At 70.1% G+C, this 21,716-nt stretch carries 14 protein-coding genes; 10 read left to right on the top strand and 4 right to left on the bottom strand.

The window, feature by feature from the left end:
* The first annotated feature begins 61 nt into the window (after positions 1–61).
* Positions 62–1,705 carry a phosphoglucomutase (alpha-D-glucose-1,6-bisphosphate-dependent) gene (gene pgm / locus LQ938_RS13450; protein WP_223722559.1) on the top strand — a complete coding sequence of 548 codons (1,644 nt, stop codon included), beginning with the start codon at positions 62–64 and terminating at the stop codon, positions 1,703–1,705.
* Between the two features lie 174 nt (positions 1,706–1,879).
* On the opposite strand, the gene LQ938_RS13455 is transcribed toward pgm, so the two are convergent.
* From LQ938_RS13455 to LQ938_RS13465, 3 genes are all read right to left on the bottom strand, one after another.
* Positions 1,880–2,857, bottom strand: a complete 978-nt coding sequence (locus LQ938_RS13455) for a Gfo/Idh/MocA family protein (protein ID WP_223722558.1) — start codon at positions 2,855–2,857, stop codon at positions 1,880–1,882.
* A 202-nt stretch (positions 2,858–3,059) separates the two neighbouring features.
* Positions 3,060–7,169 carry an RICIN domain-containing protein gene (locus tag LQ938_RS13460; protein WP_223722557.1) on the bottom strand — a complete coding sequence of 1,370 codons (4,110 nt, stop codon included), beginning with the start codon at positions 7,167–7,169 and terminating at the stop codon, positions 3,060–3,062.
* A gap of 212 nt (positions 7,170–7,381) precedes the next feature.
* On the bottom strand, positions 7,382–8,425 hold the full coding sequence (locus tag LQ938_RS13465) for a LacI family DNA-binding transcriptional regulator (RefSeq protein WP_223722556.1): 1,044 nt from the start codon (positions 8,423–8,425) through the stop codon (positions 7,382–7,384).
* A gap of 121 nt (positions 8,426–8,546) precedes the next feature.
* On the opposite strand from LQ938_RS13465, the gene LQ938_RS13470 reads away from it, so the two are divergent.
* The 6 genes from LQ938_RS13470 (at position 8,547) to galE (ending at position 16,471) form a co-directional block, all read left to right on the top strand.
* The gene (locus LQ938_RS13470) at positions 8,547–9,467 is read left to right on the top strand and encodes a carbohydrate ABC transporter permease (protein ID WP_223722555.1); all 921 of its coding nucleotides are present in this window, start codon (positions 8,547–8,549) and stop codon (positions 9,465–9,467) included.
* Positions 9,464–10,390 (top strand): carbohydrate ABC transporter permease, encoded by a 927-nt coding sequence (locus LQ938_RS13475; RefSeq protein WP_223722554.1) that lies wholly within the window; start codon positions 9,464–9,466, stop codon positions 10,388–10,390. Before LQ938_RS13470 ends, LQ938_RS13475 begins: the two co-directional genes overlap by 4 nt.
* A gap of 174 nt (positions 10,391–10,564) precedes the next feature.
* Positions 10,565–11,911 (top strand): ABC transporter substrate-binding protein, encoded by a 1,347-nt coding sequence (locus LQ938_RS13480; RefSeq protein WP_308015772.1) that lies wholly within the window; start codon positions 10,565–10,567, stop codon positions 11,909–11,911.
* A gap of 72 nt (positions 11,912–11,983) precedes the next feature.
* Positions 11,984–13,507, top strand: a complete 1,524-nt coding sequence (gene arfA / locus LQ938_RS13485) for an arabinosylfuranosidase ArfA (protein WP_223722553.1) — start codon at positions 11,984–11,986, stop codon at positions 13,505–13,507.
* Between the two features lie 17 nt (positions 13,508–13,524).
* Complete coding sequence (locus LQ938_RS13490) at positions 13,525–15,330, top strand: glycoside hydrolase family 35 protein (protein WP_223722552.1); 1,806 nt, start codon at positions 13,525–13,527, stop codon at positions 15,328–15,330.
* A gap of 166 nt (positions 15,331–15,496) precedes the next feature.
* Complete coding sequence (gene galE / locus LQ938_RS13495; protein WP_223723037.1) at positions 15,497–16,471, top strand: UDP-glucose 4-epimerase GalE; 975 nt, start codon at positions 15,497–15,499, stop codon at positions 16,469–16,471.
* Between the two features lie 245 nt (positions 16,472–16,716).
* Here galE and LQ938_RS13500 read toward each other — a convergent pair whose 3' ends face one another.
* Positions 16,717–17,733, bottom strand: a complete 1,017-nt coding sequence (locus LQ938_RS13500; RefSeq protein ID WP_223723038.1) for a LacI family DNA-binding transcriptional regulator — start codon at positions 17,731–17,733, stop codon at positions 16,717–16,719.
* A 159-nt stretch (positions 17,734–17,892) separates the two neighbouring features.
* Between LQ938_RS13500 and LQ938_RS13505 the strand changes: the two genes are divergently transcribed.
* The 3 genes from LQ938_RS13505 to LQ938_RS13515 are packed head-to-tail and all read left to right on the top strand — an operon-like array spanning position 17,893 to position 21,700.
* Positions 17,893–19,911, top strand: coding sequence for a beta-galactosidase (locus LQ938_RS13505; protein ID WP_223723039.1), 2,019 nt, complete (start codon positions 17,893–17,895; stop codon positions 19,909–19,911).
* Positions 19,908–20,816, top strand: a complete 909-nt coding sequence (locus LQ938_RS13510; protein WP_223723040.1) for a carbohydrate ABC transporter permease — start codon at positions 19,908–19,910, stop codon at positions 20,814–20,816. Before LQ938_RS13505 ends, LQ938_RS13510 begins: the two co-directional genes overlap by 4 nt.
* On the top strand, positions 20,813–21,700 hold the full coding sequence (locus tag LQ938_RS13515) for a carbohydrate ABC transporter permease (protein WP_223723041.1): 888 nt from the start codon (positions 20,813–20,815) through the stop codon (positions 21,698–21,700). Before LQ938_RS13510 ends, LQ938_RS13515 begins: the two co-directional genes overlap by 4 nt.
* Positions 21,701–21,716 lie beyond the last annotated feature (16 nt).

Consider the following 21,716-nt stretch of genomic DNA (forward strand, 5'->3'; position numbering starts at 1 on the left):
GTGAGCGAACGAAGTCACGCAAGACGTGACCGATGCCGCCCGCGCACGGCAGACTAAGCGTATGAGCCGAGCTGGATCTCCCGCAGACGCGTCCGACCTCATCGATGTCGACGAGCTGATCTCCGCCTACTACGACCGCAAGCCCGACCCCTCGGTGCCCGCCCAGCGCGTGGCATTCGGCACGAGCGGCCACCGCGGCTCCAGCCTGTCGACGAGCTTCAACGAAGACCACATCCTCGCCACGACCCAGGCGATCGTGGATTACCGCAACGCGCAGGGCATCGCCGGTCCCCTGTTCCTCGGGCGCGACACGCACGGGCTGTCGCTGCCGGCGGAGCGGAGCGCGATCGAGGTGCTCGTCGCGAACGGCATTGATGTGCGCGTCGACGCCCGCGATTCGTGGGTGCCGACACCGGCGCTCAGCCACGCCATCCTGAACTACAACCGTGACCGCGACGCCGCCGACCCCGGCCGGAGCGACGGCATCGTCGTGACGCCGAGCCACAACCCGCCTCGCGACGGCGGCTTCAAGTACAACCCGCCCCACGGCGGCCCCGCCGACACCGACGCGACGAGCTGGATCGCCGACCGGGCGAACGAGCTGATCGCGGGCGGCCTCGAGGGCGTCCGCCGCACGCCGCACGCCGACATCGACGCCGACGCGCTCGGTCAGTACGACTTCCGCGAGGCGTACGTCCGCGATCTCGACTCGATCATCGACATCGCCGCGATCAAGAAGTCCGGCATCCGGATCGGCGCCGACCCGCTCGGTGGCGCCTCGGTCGAGTACTGGGGCCTCATCGCCGAGCACTACGGCATCGACCTCACGGTCGTGAACCCCGATGTCGACCCGACCTGGCGTTTCATGACGCTCGACTGGGACGAGAAGATCCGGATGGACCCGTCGTCGCCGAACGCGATGGCCTCGCTGGTCGCACGCCGTGACGAGTACGACATCCTCACCGGCAACGACGCGGATGCCGACCGGCACGGCATCGTCACCCCCGACGCCGGGCTCATGAACCCGAACCACTACCTCGCGGTCGCCATCGACTACCTGTTCTCGCACCGCGAGGGGTGGCCGGCGGATGCGGCAGTGGGCAAGACGCTCGTCTCGTCGATGATCATCGACCGCGTCGTCGAAGCGCTCGGCCGCCCGCTCTACGAGGTGCCGGTCGGCTTCAAGTGGTTCGTTCCCGGGCTGCTCGACGGGTCCGTGGCCTTCGGCGGCGAAGAGTCGGCCGGTGCGTCGTTCCTCCGCTTCGACGGCTCGGTGTGGACGACCGACAAGGACGGCATCCTGCTGTGCCTGCTCGCCGCCGAGATCCTCGCGGTCACCGGCAAGACGCCGTCGCAGCGGTACGCCGAGCTCGAGGACACCTACGGGGCATCCGTGTACCAGCGCGTCGACGCACCGGCGACTCCCGCGCAGAAGGCCGCACTCGGAAAGCTGTCGCCGGATGCGGTCACCGCGACCGAGCTCGCCGGCTCCGAGATCATCGCCAAGCTGTCGCACGCGCCGGGCAACGGCGCGCCGATCGGGGGCCTCAAGGTGGTCACGGCCGACGCGTGGTTCGCCGCGCGCCCCTCCGGCACGGAAGACGTCTACAAGCTCTACGCCGAGTCGCTCCGCGGCGAGGGACACCTCCGCCAGGTGCAAGACGCGGCCCGCGCGGTCGTCACCGAGGCGCTCGGCGACGCCTGACCGCGCCGCGGGGGCTCGCGCTCGGGGGGCTCGCGCTTGCGGGGGGGCGCGCTGCGGGGGGGCTCGCTCTCTCGCGACTCCTCACCCCGGTTCACTTGCCTCACTTGCACGCTTTGGGCACCGAAAAGCGTGTATTCGGGGCAAGTGAAGCTCTCGGGGAGGCCCGGGCGGGGGTCAGGGGCGGAGGGACGCGCGCCAGTCCGCGAGCAAGCGGGCCGTCGCGACCGACTGCGCCCACGGCATCTGCGGGGCCTCACTGCGACCGTCGGCGATCGCGGCGGAGACCGCATCCGCTTCCGCCGCGAACGGATCGAGCGTCGACACCGTGACGATCTCGGCGCGCGATTCGGTCCGCACGCCGAAGGTGCGGCCCGACTCGAGCCGACTGCCCCAGAGGTCGCCGGAGGTGATCGTGCCCAGACCGCCCTCGAGCGTCACGATTTTCGGCAGATCCTCCACGATCGACGCCCGCAGGTCGGCGACGAAGGTGCCGGCCACGACCCGCGCGCGAGCGGTCTCGTCGACCGCGCCGACGACACCATCCGCTTCGCCGATGTGCAACTCGTCGAGGTCGATCCCCGCCGCCGCGGCGACGGCCACCACGAGCGACATCGGATAGCCGCCCACATCGAGGATCGCCCCACCCGCAACAGCCGGATCGAACAGCCGACCCTCGCGCGAGCCGGCCGCGAACCCGAACGACGCGGCGAGCGCACGCATCCCGCCGATCCGCCGCGAACGGATGACGTCATCGAACGCGGCCGCGAAGGGACCGAAGCGGTACTTGTAGGCCTCGACGAACGGGCGCCCGGTCGCCGCTGCGGCCGCGAGGACGCGCATGGTCTCGGAGAGCGACGGCGACACGGGCTTCTCGCAGAGCACGGCTTTGCCCGACTCGAGCGCGGCGACCGACAACTCCGCGTGCGTCGTGTGCACGGTCGCGATGTAGACCGCGTCGACGTCGTCGCGGGCGAGCACGTCGGCGTATGTTCCGGCGACCGGAGCGCCGTATTCGTCGGCGAAGGCGCGCGCGCGGTCGGGATCGGTGCTGCCGACCGCCTGCAGCACCCCATGGGTGCTCCGCGGCAACGCGCGGGCGAAGAATCCGCCGATCTGCCCCGGCCCGAGGATGGCCCACCGTGTCCGCTGCACGCCCCGACCGTAGCAGCGTCCGCCCCGCTCGGCCCCACCCCTGTGCCCCCGCCCGCTCGGCCCCACGCTCGGCCCAACCCCCGTGCCCCCGCCCGCAACTCGCTAGGACGCCGAAACGGGATCTTCGCGCCGAGACAGTGGGGTTACCCCTCCGTCTCGGCGCGAAGATCCCGTCTCGCGGCCGATCTGGCCCGGGCGGCGGTTAGGCGCGGGAGCGGCGGATGCGGCGGCGGCGCGCGCCGACCGCGAACAGCAACCCACCGAGCAGCAGCACGCCGTAGGCGATCGGGATGATCGGACCGAGCTCGGCGCCGGTGACCGCCAGCGGAGATGCCGCGCGCACCTCCAGCGGAACCCAGCCGATCAAGGCACCGGACGCATCCGTCACCGCCAGACGGTGAGCGCCCACCGGCGTCTCCACCGGAACGCGCACCGAGATGTCACCCGACGACGAGACGGTCCGCGTCCCGAGCAGCGTCGGCGTCGAGAACAACCACGCACTCACCGACTCACCCGCCCGGCCCGCGCCCACCCCGACCGTGATCGACGAACCGGCCGTGACCGCACCCGGAGCGGTGATCCCACCCTGCAGCGCGGGCGTCAGCGCCGATTCGAGCGGCGCAATCGCACCACTCGGCGTGCCGGGCCCACCACCCGGACCCCCGGGCGTACCGGGCCCACCCGGCGTACCCGGCGTACCCGGCGTCCCGGGACCACCCGGCGTGCCCGGCCCGCCCGGCTCGACCGGCGCGGTCTCGACGATCACCGGCGACGACGTTCCCTCGCCGGCGACGAAACCGGAGGCGGATGCGGTCGCCACCGCGCGCAGCTCGGCGCCCACGTCGGCCGTGGTCGCCGTGTACGTCGCTCCGGTCGCGCCGATCGCGCGGCCGTCGCGGGTCCACGTGTAGGCGACCTCCGCGTCGCTCGGGTCGGTGGTGACGCTGGCGGTCAGCACCTCTCCGACGCGGGGCGTGCCCGTGATCGTCACGTCGCCGAGGGTCACCTGACGCTCGATCGCGACCGCGTAGGTTCGCGTCGCGCCGTTCGGGGCGGTGACGTCCACACTGCCGGTGGCGGATGCATCCGACGGCTGCGCGATCTGCACGGTCGCGTCGGAGTCGACGGCGACCGCAGACAGCACCGGCCAGCCGGAACCCTGGGTGCGCACGGTGTACTGCTCGGTCGCCGGATCGAAGGCCGCGACGGCGGTGCCGCCGACCGACAGGCGCGCGAGGTCGGCGATCCCGGCGGGCGCCGCGGCGAGGCCGAAGATCTCCACCTCGGAGACGATCATGTGCGTGTTCGGCCGCGCCTGCAGCACGACGCGCACGTCGTCAGCGGTGACGCCGGCGAGCGGCACGTCGACGACCGGTGCACCCGTGTCGGGCAAGGGAACGGCCACGGACTCTCCGGCGACCCACTCGCCGCCGGCCGTGCGGTGCTCGACACGAAGACTCGCGGGCCAGGTCGCCCCGCCATCGCGGTAGAAGGACACGCGCACGTGCCCGACCTGCTCGGTGCCGGAGAGCGCGTAGGTCAACGTGTCCTGCGCGTTCTTCGTGCCCGAGCGCCAGTTCGACCAGCCCTTGTCGGTGGTGACCCCGTTCGTCGTGCGTTCGACGCCGTAGCTCGAGCTCTCGGTGAACGTGGCCGTCGCCCTGCTCTGCGGAGCCACGTTGCGCTCGCTGGGTTCGGTGACGATCACCGTGAGCCGGGCGGGCAACGTGTCGGTGCCTCGTCCCGCGGCGGTTCCCGTCACGACGACGGTGCCCGGCTGGGCGAGGTCCGCATCCGAGATCCCCGACCAGTCCCACTCGACCGGGGTGTCGTACGCGGTACCGCCCAGGCGCACCTCCGCGGGAACCGCGGTCGGCGCCGCCGCGCGCACCCGGTCGACCGCCGCGCCGGCGTAGGTCGTCAGCGATACGGGACGGGTCGCGGTGTACGCGCCCACCTCGACCGTCGCGAGCGCACCCTCGAAGCGGGCGCCGAACACGTCGGTACCCGATCCGGGCACCTCGACGGTTCCGGGCACCGACCAATCGGCCCCCGACAGATCCCATTCGACGGCCGCGGTGCGCTCGACGCCCCCGCGGTAGCGGAGCGTTACGGTGCCGGGAAGCTCCGGAGCCTCACCGACCGCCGTGCTGGCGGTCACCGGAGCGACCCCCTGCACCGCCGTCGAGGCCGGCGTCCACCGCTGGTTCGCGCCGTTGTTCGAGGTCCACGTGCCGACGCTCGTGCCGTCCGCCGTGCCCTGCCCGTTCACATCGAGAACGCGCTCCGCGGCGACGCTGAGCAGCGAGTACGTGCGACCGTCCGCGGTCGACGGAATCCACTGCAGCGCGGGATCGGATGCGGCCGCCGCCGCATCCGCCGTCACCAGGGTCGTCCCGGTACCGGACACCGCGAGGAACCGGCCGTCACCCGCCTGCAACGCGAGGCGGTGCCGGTTCGTGCCCTCGCCGCCGAGCGACCGCACGGTCCACGTCTGCGCGGGCGCGGTGGTCGCGTCGGTCGCACTCGTCCGGATGCGGAGGCCGGCCGCATCCGCGGCGAGCGCCTTTCCGCTCTGCACACCGAGCAGCTGGAGGGTCGCCCCGTCCTCGAACGCGACCGCATCCGCGGAGACGCCCGACACACCCGTGACCACGAAGGTCGTCACGGACTTCGCCGGAACCGTCAGGACGGCCGACCGGGATGCGGCGTCGATCGGCACCGCATCGCCCTCGACGAGCGCGTTGCCGGTGACGTCGCCGGCCGACGATTCGGTGGTCACCACGGGAGTGACGGTCGCGCCGGGAGCGATCTGCCCGAACTGCGAGAGGTCGAGCTCGACCGTGCGCGCAGACGCCTCACTGTTGACGTGAACGAGGGTGACGCCGTCGCCCTCGGCCGTGAGAGCCGCGGTCGTCTGCGCGTCGTTCGTCGGGATCAGGTGGTCGCCGGGCTCGATGTAGTGCGTGAAGTTGCGCACGGTGTTGAACTTCGCGTTCGTCAGCACCTGGCACGACGGGTCGGCGTCGCCATCCGCGATGCGCCGTTCCGAATCGCCCTCGGCGTTGCAGTCGAAGTCGATGAAGACGCTGCCCCAGTTGAGGTCTTCGACCTTCTCCATGTTGTAGAGATCTTCGACGGGCTGCCAGAACACCCATGCCGCCGGCTCGAGCTCGCGGAGGTCGTCGACGATGCGCGTGGCCATCCCGAGACCGTTCTCGATGTTCGTCTGGTTGAAGCCCGTGCCGTCCCAGTCGCCCTCGACCTCGCTCATCCACAGCGGCTTGTCGGATGCTTTCGCGATGTCGCGCGCGACCATCCGGTCGCCCGTGCCGTACGTGTGCACGTTGAGCTGGTCGACCGCGTCCTTCGACTCGTCGCTCCAGCCGTTCCAGTTCTGCACGAAGATCGACGGGTTCGTCTCGTCCATCGCGGAGATGCTGACGTCGGTGGCCGTGCCGGGGGCGGCGAGGCGGTCGCGGAGCACCTGGATCATCTGGTCCTGGCGCGAGGGCCCGATGTGCGCGCCCTCCTGACGGCTCGCGCTCGTCGGCCAGGTCGCACCCGCAGGGATCCGTGTCTGCCAGTAATTCGTGTTGGGTTCGTTGAACGGATCGAGCGTGTCGAACTGGATGCCGTGATCCTTCTCGAGCTCCTCGACGACGTTCACGAGGTACCCGGCGAACGCCGCCATGTCTTCGGGCGCCAGCTGCTCGCTCGTGGCGTTGTTCACGCCGCCGGAGACGAATCCGCTCTGGGTGAGGAAGTACGGCGGCGAGTTGCTGAACGCCTCCCAGTGGGTGACCTTGTCTTTCAGCGCGTCGATCCACCAGCGCTGCGCCGCATCCGCGTCGAGGTCGTAGCTCGCCGGGTCCTCCGCGTCCCACGCGGCCGCGTACCGGTCGCGGTCGGCGAACGTCGCAGAGATGTCGCCGTCCGCATCCGTCGCGTCGAGGTCGGGGTTCCACCATCCGGGCACCGCGCCACCCGGGCGCAGGTACGACGGCACATCGGTCGCGTTGCCGCCGCCGATGTTGTAGCGGGCAATGTTGAGGTTCAGCCCCTCTTCACCGAAGACCGCGTCGAACAGCTTCTGGCGCACATCCGCCGGGTAGCCACCGGTCGCGTTCGCGAACCAGACCAGGCTCGTGCCCCACCCCTCGAAGGGATCCGACGCGTACGACGGATTCGGGGTGATGCGGACGGATGCGGCCGCGTGCGCAGCCTGCGGCGCGGCCGTCGTTCCCGCGACGAGCGCGCCGGCGCTGAGTGCGCCGACGCACAGTAGCGACAGGATTCGGGTGGACTTCATCGTCGTTCCTTCCGGCCGCGGCGATGCGGCGTGGAGTGTGTGGCGGTGTGGTGCAGAGAGCGCCCGCGCAGAGCGGCACTCGTGTTGACGTAAACATGTTGACGTCAACACCGACCATAGGCGACACACAGTCCGCGCACAAGGTCTTTTCGCCCGCTCCCCGCGAGGGCGTGAGCCAGCGGCGGGTCAGGCGCGGAGGAGTGAGCGGCGGGTCAGGCGGGGGCGGCCGAACTGCCGCGGACCACGAGCTCGGTCGGGATCACCATCCGCTCGGTCGCCGCGCCCTCGCCGTCGATCTCGGCGAGGAGAGCCCGGATGGCGGCGGCACCGACGCGTCCGAAATGCTGGCGCACGGTCGTCAGCGGGGGCCAGAAGTTCGCCGCGTCGGCGGTGTCGTCGAACCCCACGACGCTGACCTCGCCCGGAACCGCGCGGCCCGCCTCGTGCAGCGCCCGGATCACACCCAGCGCCATCTGATCGTTCGCCACGAACACGGCGGTGATGTCGCGATCTTCGGCGATCCGCCGGCCGATCTCGTACCCGGAGTCCGCGGTCCAGTCCCCGACGGCCACCTCGGGCACGCGCACCCCGCGCGCCTCGAGCGTTTCGCGCCACGCCTCGCGGCGTCGCTCGGCGGCGTAGGACTCCAGCGGGCCCGACACGTGCCAGACCGTCTCGTGCCCGAGATCGAGCAGATGGCCCGTCGCGAGTCGCGCACCCTGCGCCTGATCGTTGTCGACGACCGGGTAGGCGTACGCCGCGTTCGAGTCGACGACGACCACGGGAAGTCCCGTCGGCAGCGCGAGCTCGGTCTCGCCCAGCCGGTGCGTCTCGATCAGGATGACGACGCCGTCCACCGCGTGCTCGACCAGGCGCACGAAGGCCCCCGACACATCGGACTGCGTCGCGGACTCGACCGTGATGAGGGTCAGCGAGTAGCCCGCATCCGCCGCGACCGACGCGACGGCGTCGAGCGTGCGCGTGTTGCCGTAGCTCGAGAGCGAGAACATGATCACGCCGATGCTGCGGAAGCGTCCGGAGCGGAGCGCCCGCGCGGCGCTGTTGGGCCGGTAGCCGAGCCGGGCCATCGCTTCGAGCACGCGTTTGCGGGTGTCGGGGTCGACGTTCGCGCGGCCGTTCGCCACCCGCGACACGGTCTGGCCCGAGACTCCGGCCTCGGCGGCGACGTCGGCCATCGAGGTCTCGCGTCGTCGGGAGCGCGCCGCAGCGGTCACGGATGCTGCGTCTTCGCCCATGTCCGGATCCCCTCGATGTTGACGTTGACATGTTATCCATACCGGTTTATGTTTACGTCAACATCCTCCGCATCGGTCAGGAACGACCCGCGGAGCGGCATGACAGAAAAGGCTTCGGACGATGACGACCACAGCAGCACCCCCACCCGCGGTGCGCACACCCCGACGGCGACGGCTCCGGATCGACGAGCGCGGCTGGCTGTTCGTGGCCCCGTTCGCGATCGTCTTCGCGCTCGTGTTCCTCGCCCCGCTCGCGTACTCGCTCTACCTGAGCCTGTTCCGCGAACAGATCGTCGGCGGCAACGCCTTCGTCGGGTTCGAGAACTACCTCACCGCGTTCAGCGACCCGAAGCTCTGGGACGGATTCCTGCGCGTTCTGCTCTTCCTGCTCATCCAGGTGCCGATCATGCTGGTGCTCGCCCTCGCCGCCGCGCTCGCGATCGATAGCGGCCGCCTCCTCGGCTCGGGCTTCAGCCGCATCGTGATCTTCCTCCCGTACGCGGTGCCGGCCGTCGTGGCGGTGCTCATGTGGGGCTACATCTACGGCGATCGATTCGGTCTCGCCGGCAACATCAACGACTTCCTCGGGGGCGAGTACCTCAAGCCCTTCCTGCCGGAATGGATGATGCTGTCGATCGGCAACATCGTCACGTGGCAGTTCATCGGCTACAACATGCTGATTTTCTACTCCTCGCTGAAGACCATCCCCGGCGACCTGTACGAGGCCGCGTCCCTCGACGGCGCGGGCGCCTGGCGCACGATCGTCTCGATCAAGCTCCCCGCGCTCCGCGGATCCATCGTGATCGCGACGATCTTCTCGATCATCGGCAGCTTCCAGCTCTTCAACGAGCCGAACATCCTGAAGCCGCTCGCCCCGAACACGATCACCACGTTCTTCACGCCCAACATGTACGCGTACAACCTTTCGTTCGCGGGCCAGCAGTACAACTACGCCGCCACCGTCGCGATCATCATGGGCCTCATCACCGCGATCGTCGCCTACGTCGTGCAGCTGCGTGGATCCCGTCAGGAGATTCGATGACCGCCCCCACCCTCGACCGGACGCCCACGACGCGGCGCCGTCGCTCGTCGGCACCCGGATACGTCCGAGCGTCCTCCACTCGTCCGCGCCGCTCGGTCGTGCTCACGATCCTGGTCGCGCTGTTCCTGATCTACTCGCTGCTGCCGCTGTTCTGGCTGCTGATCAACGCGACCAAGACGCAGGCCGACCTGTTCACGACCTTCGGGCTCTGGTTCGGCGACAGCTTCTCGCTGTGGGACAACATCGTCGCGACATTCACCTACCGCGACGGCATCTTCCTCCGCTGGCTCGGCAACACCCTTCTCTACGTCGTGGTCGGCGCCGGCGGCGCGACACTGCTCGCGACCCTCGCCGGGTACGGGCTCGCGAAGTACAACTTCCGCGGACGCAAAGCCGTCTTCGCCGTCGTCATCGGCGCGGTCGCGGTGCCCGGCACCGCCCTCGCCGTTCCGACCTTCCTGATGTTCAGCCAGCTGGGCCTCACGAACACCCCGTGGGCCATCATCATCCCGTCGCTGATCAGCCCCTTCGGCCTGTACCTGATGTGGGTGTTCGCCACCGAGGCCGTCCCGACCGAGCTGCTGGAAGCGGCGCGGATGGATGGCGCGGGCGAGTTCCGCACCTTCTTCACCATCTCCGCGAAGCTGCTCACCCCCGGCATCGTGACCGTGCTGCTGTTCGCGGTCGTCGCGACCTGGAACAACTACTTCCTGCCGCTCATCATGCTGAGCGATCCGGCCTGGTACCCGCTCACGGTCGGCCTCAACCAGTGGAACGCGCAGGCCACCGGCGCCGCCGCGCAGCCCATCTACAACCTGGTGATCACGGGCTCGCTCCTGTCGATCATCCCCATCGTCGTCGCGTTCCTCATGCTGCAGCGGTTCTGGCAGTCGGGACTCAGCGCCGGAAGCGTCAAGCAGTGACGAGGGGAACTGCCTGACCACGTTCGTCTCCTCCCTCCGGGGCATCCCACCCCGCACCCGAAGAGCCGGAGCATCCGCCCCGGCACCCGAAATACCCCGGGGCATCCGCCCGGGAACCTGCAACACCCGGGGCACCCGCCCCGGCATCCACAACAACGAAGTGAAGGAAATCCCATGACACCCATGCGCAAGGGCTCGGCGCTGCGTCGCATCGCATTCGTCGTGGCCGCGACTGCCATCGCCGGCAGCTCGCTCGCCGCGTGCTCCTCCGGCGGACCCGCCGCGGGCAGCGGCTCGGCCGACGATCTGGACGCCGCCCTCGAGGCCGGCGGCGAGATCACGTACTGGTCCTGGACCCCGTCCGCCGAGGACCAGGCCGCCGCGTTCGAGAAGGAATACCCGAACGTCAAGGTCAACGTCGTCAACGCCGGAACGAACACCGAGGAGTACACCAAGCTCCAGAACGCGATCAAGGCCGGTTCGGGCGCGCCCGACGTGGTGCAGGTCGAGTACTACGCCTTCCCGCAGTTCGCCCTCACCGAGGGCCTGCTCGACCTGGCCCCGTACGGCTTCGGCGACCTCGAGGGCGACTACACGGCATCCACCTGGAACTCGGTCGACTTCGACGGCAAGATCTACGGTCTGCCGCAGGACTCGGGCCCCATGGCGTTGTTCTACAACAAGACGGTGTTCGACCAGTACGGCCTCACCGTCCCCACCACCTGGGACGAGTACATCGCGGAAGCCAAGAAGCTGACCGCCGCCGACCCGACGAAGAAGATCACCAACGACACCGGCGACTCCGGCTTCGCGACCAGCATGATCTGGCAGGCCGGCGGCCAGCCGTTCCAGGTCGACGGCACGAACGTGACGCTCGACCTGGCCGACGAGGGCTCGCAGAAGTGGGCCGACACGTGGAACCAGCTCGTCGACGGCGATCTGCTCTCGGACGCCTCCAGCTGGAGCGACGAGTGGTTCCAGGGCCTCGGCGACGGATCGATCGCGACTCTCGTGATCGGCGCATGGATGCCCGGCAACCTGGAGGCATCGGTTCCGGATGCCGCCGGCGACTGGCGCGTCGCGCCCATGCCGACCTACGACGGCACCCCGGTGTCGGCGGAGAACGGCGGCGGCGGCCAGGCGGTCACCAAGCAGAGCGAGAACCCGGCGCTGGCCGCCGCGTTCCTCAAGTGGCTGAACAACGACCAGGCGAGCATCGACATCTTCGCGGCGAGCGGCGGCTTCCCCTCCACCACCGCCGACCTCGAGTCGGATGACTTCCTGAACGCGACGTCGGACTACTTCGGCGGCCAGGAGATCAACAAGGTGCTGGCGCAGTCCGCATCCGACGTTCGCGAGGGATGGCAGTACCTGCCGTTCCAGGTGTACGCGAACAGCATCTTCAGCGACACCGTCGGCCAGTCCTACGCCTCCAAGGGCGACCTGAACGAGGGTCTCGCCACCTGGCAGGACCAGCTCGTGCAGTACGGCAACGAGCAGGGCTTCACCGTCAACAAGTGACGCACGCGAGGGGCGGGTCGCATCGATCATCGATCCGGCCCGCCCCTCGTCACGTCGCCGCAGAAAGCGATCATGACCTCCTCCACACGAATCGTCCTCGACCCGGCCGCCCCCGGCGCCGCGGTACCGCCTCGCCTGTTCGGCACCTTCGTCGAGCACATGGGCCGGTGCGTCTACGACGGCATCCACGAGCCCGGTCACCCGACGGCGGATGCGGCCGGCTTCCGACGCGACGTACTCGAGCTCGTCCGCGAGCTGGGTGCGACCGTCGTGCGCTACCCGGGCGGCAATTTCGTGTCGGGATACCGCTGGGAGGACGGCGTGGGCCCCTCCGACGAGCGCCCCGTGCGCCTCGACGCCGCCTGGCACAGCACCGAGACGAACCAGGTCGGCCTGCACGAGTTCGCCGACTGGGCGGAGCAGGCCGGTCTCGAACTCATGCAGGCGGTGAACCTCGGCACCCGGGGCGCCGCCGAGGCCGCCGATCTGCTCGAGTACACGAACCATCCGGCGGGCACCGCGCTCAGCGACCGCCGGCGCCGCAACGGCCGCGACGAGCCGTTCGGCGTGCGCCTGTGGTGCCTCGGCAACGAGATGGACGGCCCCTGGCAGATCGGCCACAAGACGGCCGACGAGTACGGCCGGCTCGCCGCCGAGACCGCGCGCCTCATGCGTTTCATCGACCCCGACATCGAGCTCGTCGCCGCGGGCAGCTCCAACCACGAGATGCCGACGTTCGACGCGTGGGAGCGCACCGTGCTGCGCCACACCGCCGGCCTCGTCGACCACATCTCGGTGCACGCGTACTACGAGGAGGCCCCGGGCGACCCGGAGAGCTTCCTCGCCTCCGGCGTCGGGCTCGACCGCTACCTCGGCGACGTCGCCCGCATCATCGACGAGGTGCGCGCCGAAGAGGGCATCGAGAAGCCCATCGGCATCAGCGTCGACGAGTGGAACGTCTGGAACCAGACGCGGTGGAACGAGGTCGACAAACCCGACGTCTTCACGGGTGACTGGCCGATCGCCCCGCGCCTCATCGAAGACGACTACACCGTGACGGATGCGGTCGTCGTCGGCTCCCTCCTCATCACGCTGCTCCGCCGGGCCGACCGGGTGACGATGGCGAACCTCGCGCAACTCGTCAACGTGATCGCCCCGATCCGCACCGAACCGGGCGGCGCCGCATGGCGCCAGACGACGTTCTTCCCGTTCCAGCTCACCGCGACCGCCGCGGCCGGTCACGTCGTCATTCCCGAGATCGCCGCCGCATCCGTCGACACGGACCGGTACGGCGCGGTCGACGCGGTGGATGCGGTCGCCACCGTGGACGGCGACGACATCGCCGTCTTCCTCGCGCACCGCTCGCTCACCGAAGCGACCGAGGTCGAGCTGCGTCTCGGCGTCGCCGCGCACGAGGTCGAGGGCGTCGTCCTGACGACACCCGACGGCGGCGATCGCGACACCGTCAACGCCGCCGCATCCCAGCCCGTCGCCCCCGTCCCCCTCCGGGTCGAGACCGACGACGACGGCTCCGTCCTGCGGTTCACCCTCCCCCCGCTGTCCTGGGCGCGCCTGCGCCTCGGGACCGCCCGCTGATCGAATCGGAACAGACTGTGACCACCTTCACCATCGGCGAGACCGACTTCCTGCTGGACGGCCAGCCGCACCGCATCCTGTCGGGGGCGCTGCACTACTTCCGCGTGCATCCCGACCAGTGGGCCGACCGCATCCACAAGGCCCGCCTGCTGGGGCTGAACACGATCGAGACCTACGTCGCCTGGAACTCCCACGAGCCCGTGCACGGCGAGTGGGACGCCACCGGCTGGAACGACCTCGGCCGCTTCCTCGACCTCGTCGCCGCCGAGGGCATGCACGCGATCGTGCGCCCCGGCCCGTACATCTGCGCCGAATGGCACAACGGCGGCCTGCCGGTGTGGCTGACCGGGCTGCCGGGGGCGACGCTCCGCAGCTCGGAGCCGACCTATCTCGCCGAGGTCTCGACCTACCTGCGCCGGGTATACGAGATCGTCGCGCCCCGCCAGATCGACCGGGGCGGCAACGTCGTGCTCGTGCAGATCGAGAACGAGTACGGCGCATACGGCGCCGACAAGGACTACCTGCGAGAACTCACCCGCGTCACGCGGGAGGCCGGGATCACCGTGCCGCTCACGACCGTGGATCAGCCGATGCCGCAGATGCTGCGTGACGGCAGCCTGGAGGGCCTGCACCTGACCGGATCGTTCGGCTCGCGCGCCGCCGAGCGCCTGCAGACGCTCCGCGAGTTCCAGCCGACCGGGCCCCTGATGTGCTCGGAGTTCTGGGACGGCTGGTTCGACTGGTGGGGCGGGGTGCACCACACGACAGATGCCGCCGCATCCGCCGCCGAACTCGACACCCTGCTCGCCGCCGGCGCCTCGGTGAACCTCTACATGCTGCACGGCGGCACGAACTTCGGCCTGACCAACGGAGCGAACGACAAGGGCCGATATGCGCCGCTCGTCACGTCGTACGACTACGACGCGCCGCTGGATGAAGCGGGCAACCCGACGGAGAAGTTCCACGCCTTCCGCGAGGTGATCGCGAAGTACGCGCCCGTGCCGAGCGAGGTGCCGGCGCCCGCCGTGCCCGCCCCCGCGTTCGAGGTTCCGCTCGAGTCGGTCGGCGACTGGCTTCCGGAGGCCGCGGGTGGCGGTGCCTCGGGTGCGGGTGGCGGTGCCGCGGGTGCGGGTGCCGCGGGTGCGGGTGCCGCCGGCTCGGCCGTGCCGCCGACGTTCGAGGATCTCGGGCATCTCGGCGCGCTCGTCCGCTACGACGCGGCCCTGCCGGAGGCGGCTTTCGACGGGTCGGATGCGGCCACTCTCGTCTTCGACGAGGTGCGCGACATGGCCTGGGTCATGGTCGACGGCGTTCCGGCAGGCCGCCTGTCCCGGGCACTGCACGAGCGTGCGCTCGTCGTTCCGCGCGGGGCGCAGCTCACGGTGCTCGTCGAGGATCAGGGCCGGGTGAACTACGACGTACGCCTCGGCGAGCGCAAGGGACTCATCGGCGGGGCGTCGGTCGGTGGCGTGACGGTGACGGGTTGGCTGGCGACCCCGGTCGACCTCGAGGCGGTGCGCGGGGCGGTTGCCGCATCCGCCGTCCGCCCGACGGTCGGGCGCACGGGCCTGCGCGCATCGTTCGAGCTGGCGGAGCAGGCCGACCTGTTCCTCGACACCGCCGCATTCGGCAAGGGATTCGCGTTCGTGAACGGCTTCCTGCTCGGCCGCTACTGGGTGAACGGCCCGCAGCGCACGCTCTTCGTGCCCGCGCCCGCGACGCGCGCCGGCGCGAACGAGCTCGTCGTGATCGAGCTCGACCAGCTCGCTGAGCCCGTCGCCCGCTTCCTCCCCACCCCCGCCCTCGGACACACCGAGGAGTAACTCCCCTTTCCTCCCCCACCTCCTCCCCGCCGACCCACCCCTCTATTCCCGACCCACCCCCTTGCCACCGCGCATAAGGGGGTGGGTCGGAGACAAGGGGGTGGGTCGGCGAAGGGAGCGACGGGGATGCGGGAGAATGAGAACCACACACAGACAAAGGAGAACCATGTCCTGGCTCGTGACCGGCGGCGCCGGCTACATCGGTGCACACGTGGTACGCGCGTTGGCGGATGCGGGCATGCCGCCCGTCGTCATCGACGACCTCTCCAGCGGGCACGCCGGGTTCGTTCCCGACGACGTGCCGTTCGTGCGCGGCAGCATCCTGGACCACGCTCTCGTCGAGAAGACCCTGCGCGACCACGCGGTCGAGGGCGTCATCCACGTCGCCGGCTACAAGTACGCCGGCGTCTCGGTGCAGCGGCCGCTGCACACCTACGCGCAGAACGTCGAGGGAACCCGGGTCGTGCTCGCCGCGATGGCCGACGCGGGTGTCGACAAGCTGGTGTTCTCCTCGAGCGCTGCGGTCTACGGCACGCCCGATGTGCCCCTCGTCACCGAGGACCTGCCGAAGCGGCCGGCGTCGCCGTACGGCGAGTCGAAGCTCATCGGCGAGTGGCTGATCCGCGATCAGGCCGTCGCGACGGCGGACTCCCCGCATCCACTGCGGCATACGTCGCTCCGCTACTTCAACGTCGTCGGGTCGGGTGACCCGGTGATCTACGACACCAGCCCGCACAACCTGTTCCCGATCGTGTTCGAGAAGCTCATCGCGGGCGAGGTTCCGCAGATCAACGGCGACGACTACGACACCGCCGACGGAACGAACGTCCGCGACTACGTGCACGTCGCCGACATCGCCGCGGCCCACGCCGTCGCGGCGCGCCGTCTCGCCGCCGGCGAACCCGTCGAACCCGCGTACAACCTGGGGTCGCAGAACGGCCTGTCGGTGCGCGAGATCATGGACGCGATGGCCCGGGTGACCGGCATCGACTTCACGCCGAAGATCGGCCCTCGCCGCCCCGGCGACCCTGACCGCATCGTCGCCACCGGCGAGCTCGCGGCGCGCGACCTGGAGTGGGCGAACCGATTCCGCGTCGATGACATGGTGCGAAGCGGCTGGGAAGCCCGCCGCAACGCCTGAGCCGGCGGTGATCGCCCGCTAACTCCTCCAGATCGGTCGCTTCCGCCCACGTACGGGCCCGAAGTGGCAGTTCTGGAGGAGTTAGCCGCGCAACCCGACCGGCATCGCCCGGTCGGGAGCGCTCCCGGAGGGCGAAAGCACCCCGCGCAGGCGCGAAAAGCACCCCGGTGAGGTGCGGCGGTACCCCGGCGAGGTGCGGCGGTACCCCGGGAGGTGCGGCGGCACCCCAGCCGGAGAGGAAACCCCTACGCCGACCCGCGCCAGACGATCGGCGCGTCGAGGACGATGCCCTTCCGGGCCGATTCGTCGCCGCCGAGTTGGGCGAGCACGGCCTGGGCCGCGGCCACGCCCAGCCCTTCGGCCGGCTGGTGCACGGTCGACAGGTGCGGCGTCGTGCGGCGTGCCCACGCGCTGTCGTCGAACCCCACCACGCCGATGTCTTCGGGAACGCGCCGCCCGGCCGCGCGCAGCGCCTGCATGGCGCCGGCCGCGACGGCATCGGATGCGGCGAACACCCCGTCGAGATCGGGCACGCGCGCGAGCAGGCGCTCCATGCCGGCCGCGCCGTCGGCGAAGGCGTAGAGCGGCACGGGCTCGACGAGCGCGGGGTCGAAGTCCTCCCCCAGCGCCTCCCGGAATCCGGCGAGGCGGTCGGTGCCCGAGTCGCGGTCGAGGGCGGCGGCGATGATGCCGATCCGGCGGCGACCGGTGGCGCGGAGCCGCTGCGTCACGGCGCGTGCGGCGCCGCGGTTGTCGATGCCCACCCACGCCCCGCTGATGTCGGGCGGATGACCGACGTAGGCCGCGGGCAACCCGAGGCGCGAGACGACGGCCGTGATCGGGTCGTGCTCGCGCGCGGAGATGACGACGACGCCGTCGACGAATCCCCCGCTGAGGTAGCGCGCGACGCGGTCGGTATCGCGGGCCGTGTCGACCACGAGGCAGACCATCTGGTAGTCCGCTTCCGACAGGGCGGTGTTGGCTCCGAGCAGGATGCCGCCGATGTTCGGGTCCTCCAGGAACAGCGAGTGGGGTTCGTGCACGATGAGCCCGACGGCCTGGGTGCGCTGGCGCACGAGGTTCCGGGCGGCGGTGTTCGGCACGTAGCCGACCTCGTGGATCGCCTGCTCGATGGCGGCGCGCGCGCCGTCCGAGACGTATCCGCCGTTCAGCACGCGGCTCACGGTGCCCCGCGAGACCCCTGCCGCGCGTGCGACGTCGTGCACTGTGCTGCGGCGCCGCACGGAGGAAGGGGAGTCCATGCGCGTCAGCCTATCGACGCGAATCGGACTTGACGGAGTCGGCGCGCGATGTCAGTATGTGCACGTTCACACATTCTGCAGATGACTTTCACAGTCCGAATGTGTGCACGTGCACAGTCCGCACAACTTTCTCGCCTGACGCAAAGGAGCGCCCCTCGGATGTCCGACGCCGCTGCACCCGACCTGCTCGCCACCCTGGGTGGCGATGGGCTGATCTTCGGATGCGACTACAACCCCGAGCAGTGGGACCGCGAGACGTGGCTCGACGATGTGCGACTCATGCGCGAGGTCGGCGTGGGCCTCGTGGCGATCAACGTCTTCGGGTGGTCGGAGATCAATCCGGCGCACGGCGTGTGGGACTTCGCGGCGCTCGATGAGATCATCGCGCTGCTCCACGAGAACGGCATCCGCGTCAACCTCGGCACGGGCACGGCGTCACCGCCGCCGTGGCTGAGTGCGCGGCATCCGGAGATCCTCCCGGTCGCCGAGGACGGCACCCGCAGCTACCCGGGCGGCCGGCAGGCCTACTGCCCGAGCTCCCCCGTGTTCCGCGCGTACGCGGCAGAACTCACGACGCGCGTGGCCGAGCGATACGGCGCACACCCCGCCGTGGCGCTCTGGCACGTGTCGAACGAGCTCGGCTGCCACAACGCGCTCTGTTACTGCGACGCGAGCGCCGAGGCGTTCCGCGGATGGCTGCGCGCGCGCTACGACTCGGTCGACGCCCTCAACCGCGCGTGGGGCACGGCGTTCTGGAGCCAGCGCTACGGCGCGTGGGAGGAGATCTTCCCGCCCCGACGCGCCCTGTCGCTCCGGAACCCCGCGCAGATGCTCGACTTCCAGCGCTTCAGTTCGGATGAGGAGCTCGGGCTCTACCGCGCCGAGGCCGCCATCATCCGCGGCCGCAGCGTCGCTCCCGTCACGACGAACTTCATGGTGACGGCGCACATCCGCAACCTCGACTACTGGTCGTGGGCCGCCGAGATGGACGTCGTTGCGAACGACCACTACCTCGACCGCCGCCTCGACGACCCGCGCGCCGAGCTCGCGTTCTCGGCCGACCTCACCCGCGGCCTGGCGGGCGGCGGGCCCTGGATCCTGATGGAGACCTCGACCGGAGCGGTCAACTGGCAGCCGCAGAACCTCGCGAAGGCTCCGGGCGAGTTGCTCCGCAACATCGCCGCGTACGTCGCGCGCGGCGCCGACGGCATCTGCTTCTTCCAGTGGCGCGCGTCTGTGCAGGGCGCGGAGAAGTACCACTCGGCGCTCCTGCCGCACGCCGGCACCGACACGGCGGCCTGGGCCGATGTGCAGCGACTCGGCGCCCTCCTCGGCCGACTCGGCGGACTGCACGGCACCCGGGTCACGGCGCAGAGCGCGATCCTCTTCGACTGGAACAGCTGGTGGGCCCTCGAGGGCGAGGGTCGCCCCAGCGACCAGCTCGCGTACCTCGATCAGGTACACGCGGCCCACGCCGCCCTCAGCGCGCACGGCCTGACCGCCGATGTCGTGCACCCGAGCGCCGACCTGTCGGGGTATCGCCTCGTGATCGTGCCCGCGCTGCATCTGGTGTCGGATGCGGATGCCGCCGCGCTCCGCGCCTTCGCCGAGGCGGGCGGCACCGTGCTCGTCACGTTCTCCAGCGGCATCGTCGACGAGACCGACCGGGTGCGTCTCGGCGGCTACCCGGGGGCGTTCCGCGACCTCGTCGGCGTGTTCGGTGAGGAGTTCGCGCCCCTCGCGGCGGGTCGCCCCGTGGCTCTCTCGAACGGCGCGACCGGGTCGATCTGGACCGAGCGTCTCCGCGCGCACGACGACACCGAGGTCATCGCGACCTACCTCGACGGCCCCGCGGCGGGCGGGCCCGCTCTCACCCGGCGGCGCGCCGGCGACGGCACCGCCTGGTACGCCGCCACCCTGCTGGACCCGTCCGGCTACGCCGATCTGATCGGGCAGATCGCCGCGGAGGCGGGCCTCACGGGCTTCGCCGGCGCCGGCCCCGACGTCGAGATCGTCCGTCGCGCAGGCCAGGGCCGTTCCTACCTTTTCGCCATCAATCACGGGCACGCAGAGGCGTTCGTCGAGGCGCGGGGACGCGATCTCGTCTCGGGAGAGGCCGCGACCGGCCGCCTCCCGATCGCCGCCGGCGGCGTGCGGATCATCGAGGAGATCTCATGACGACGTCCATCGTCCAGGCGCCGCCCCCGCGGCGACGGATCCGGGTCGCGCACAAGCGCGCGATCGCGATCCTGCTGGTGCCCTTCGGCATCCTCTTCACGCTCTTCTACATCCTCCCGATCGGGTTCGCGATCGGGCAGTCGCTGCTCGTCGTCGAGCGCAACGGCACCTTCGGTCGCGCGGAGCTCGTGTTCGGCGGGTTCGCACAGTACGCGCTGGTGTTCCAGAACGAGCAGTTCTGGGCCTCGGTCGGCCGGATGCTGACGTTCGGGGTCGTGCAGGTGCCGGTCATGCTCGGGCTCGCGCTGCTGTTCGCCCTGCTGCTCGACTCGCCGCTCGTGCGCGGGAAGCGGTTCTTCCGCCTCGCGTTCTTCGTGCCGTATGCGGTTCCCGGCGTCATCGCGGCGATCATGTGGGGCTCGCTCCTCTCCCCCAACCTCTCGCCGTTCAGCGCGGTGACGAGCCAGATCGACTTCCTCGGCGCCGACCTGGTGCTCTGGTCGATCGCCAACGTCGTCACGTGGGTCTACGTCGGCTACAACATGCTGATCATCTACTCGTCGCTCCTGTCGATCCCGACGGAACTGTACGAGGCGGCGCGACTCGACGGCGCAGGCCAGTGGCGGATGGCGTGGTCGATCAAGATTCCGCTGGTACGGCCCGCGATCGTCATGACCGCGATCTTTTCGATCATCGGCACGCTGCAGCTGCTCGCGGAGCCCCAGGTGTTCCGCTCCTTCAGCTCGGCGGTCACGAGCACCTTCACCCCGAACATGACCGTGTACGCCACGGCCTCGATCCCGAACGCGAACCTCGCGGCGGCGTTCTCGGTGGTGCTCGCCCTGACGACCTTCGTGCTCTCGTTCGGCTTCATGAAGTACATGCAGAAGAAGGACAACGCATGAGCGCCTCCACGTTCCCCTCCCGCGTCGGCACCCGCGCCCGGGTCGCGCGCGAGCCGATCGTCTCCCGCGGCAGCGCGATGCTCGTCATGGCCGTCTTCACGATCTACTTCCTGCTCCCGCTGTGGTGGCTGCTGGTCGCCTCGAGCAAGGACACCGGTGACATCCTCACCACGAACCCGCTCACGTTCGCCGACTTCCGGCTCTTCGAGAACATCGGCACGCTCTTCGCCTACCGCGACGGCGTCTACCTCAAGTGGCTCGGCAATTCGGTGCTCTACGCCGGACTCGGCGGGGCGATCGCGACGCTCCTGGCCGCCATGGCCGGCTACGCACTCGCGAAATACCGGTTCCCCGGCCGCGAACTGATCTTCAACGTCGTGCTCGGCGGCGTGCTCGTCCCCGCGACGGCCCTCGCGCTCCCGCTCTTCCTGATCTTCAGCCAGGTGCAGCTCACGAACACGTTCTGGGCGGTGTTCCTCCCCTCGCTGGTGAGCCCGTTCGGGGTCTACCTCGCCCGGATCTTCGCCGCATCCTCGGTCCCCGATGAGCTTCTGGAGGCGAGCCGCCTGGATGGTGCGGGCGAAGTGCGCACGTTCTTCACGGTCAGCGTCCGGCTCATGACGCCCGCGCTCGTGACGATGTTCCTGTTCCAGTTCGTCGCGATCTGGAACAACTTCTTCCTGCCGCTCATCATGCTCCGCAGCGAAGATCTCTTCCCCGTGACCTACGGCCTCTACAACTGGAACAACCAGCTGAACCAGCTGCCGGAACTCCGCGGGCTCGTGCTCATCGGCGCCCTGCTGTCGGTCATCCCGCTCATCATCACTTTCCTCTTGCTTCAGCGTTTCTGGCGGAACGGACTGGGCGCTGGCGCCCTGAAGTAAGTCGATCGCCGGACGG

It is taken from the genome of Microbacterium sp. cx-55 (assembly GCF_021117345.1).
In the GTDB taxonomy this organism is placed as follows: Bacteria; Actinomycetota; Actinomycetes; order Actinomycetales; family Microbacteriaceae; genus Microbacterium.

Excerpts from the sequence above, each read along its gene's own strand:
- pgm (WP_223722559.1), top strand. The coding sequence starts at position 62 with ATGAGCCGAGCTGGATCTCCCGCAGACGCGTCCGACCTCATCGATGTC.
- LQ938_RS13460 (WP_223722557.1), bottom strand. The coding sequence starts at position 7,169 with ATGAAGTCCACCCGAATCCTGTCGCTACTGTGCGTCGGCGCACTCAGC.
- LQ938_RS13465 (WP_223722556.1), bottom strand. The coding sequence starts at position 8,425 with ATGGGCGAAGACGCAGCATCCGTGACCGCTGCGGCGCGCTCCCGACGA.
- LQ938_RS13470 (WP_223722555.1), top strand. The coding sequence starts at position 8,547 with ATGACGACCACAGCAGCACCCCCACCCGCGGTGCGCACACCCCGACGG.
- LQ938_RS13475 (WP_223722554.1), top strand. The coding sequence starts at position 9,464 with ATGACCGCCCCCACCCTCGACCGGACGCCCACGACGCGGCGCCGTCGC.
- LQ938_RS13480 (WP_308015772.1), top strand. The coding sequence starts at position 10,565 with ATGACACCCATGCGCAAGGGCTCGGCGCTGCGTCGCATCGCATTCGTC.
- arfA (WP_223722553.1), top strand. The coding sequence starts at position 11,984 with ATGACCTCCTCCACACGAATCGTCCTCGACCCGGCCGCCCCCGGCGCC.
- galE (WP_223723037.1), top strand. The coding sequence starts at position 15,497 with ATGTCCTGGCTCGTGACCGGCGGCGCCGGCTACATCGGTGCACACGTG.
- LQ938_RS13500 (WP_223723038.1), bottom strand. The coding sequence starts at position 17,733 with ATGGACTCCCCTTCCTCCGTGCGGCGCCGCAGCACAGTGCACGACGTC.
- LQ938_RS13505 (WP_223723039.1), top strand. The coding sequence starts at position 17,893 with ATGTCCGACGCCGCTGCACCCGACCTGCTCGCCACCCTGGGTGGCGAT.
- LQ938_RS13510 (WP_223723040.1), top strand. The coding sequence starts at position 19,908 with ATGACGACGTCCATCGTCCAGGCGCCGCCCCCGCGGCGACGGATCCGG.
- LQ938_RS13515 (WP_223723041.1), top strand. The coding sequence starts at position 20,813 with ATGAGCGCCTCCACGTTCCCCTCCCGCGTCGGCACCCGCGCCCGGGTC.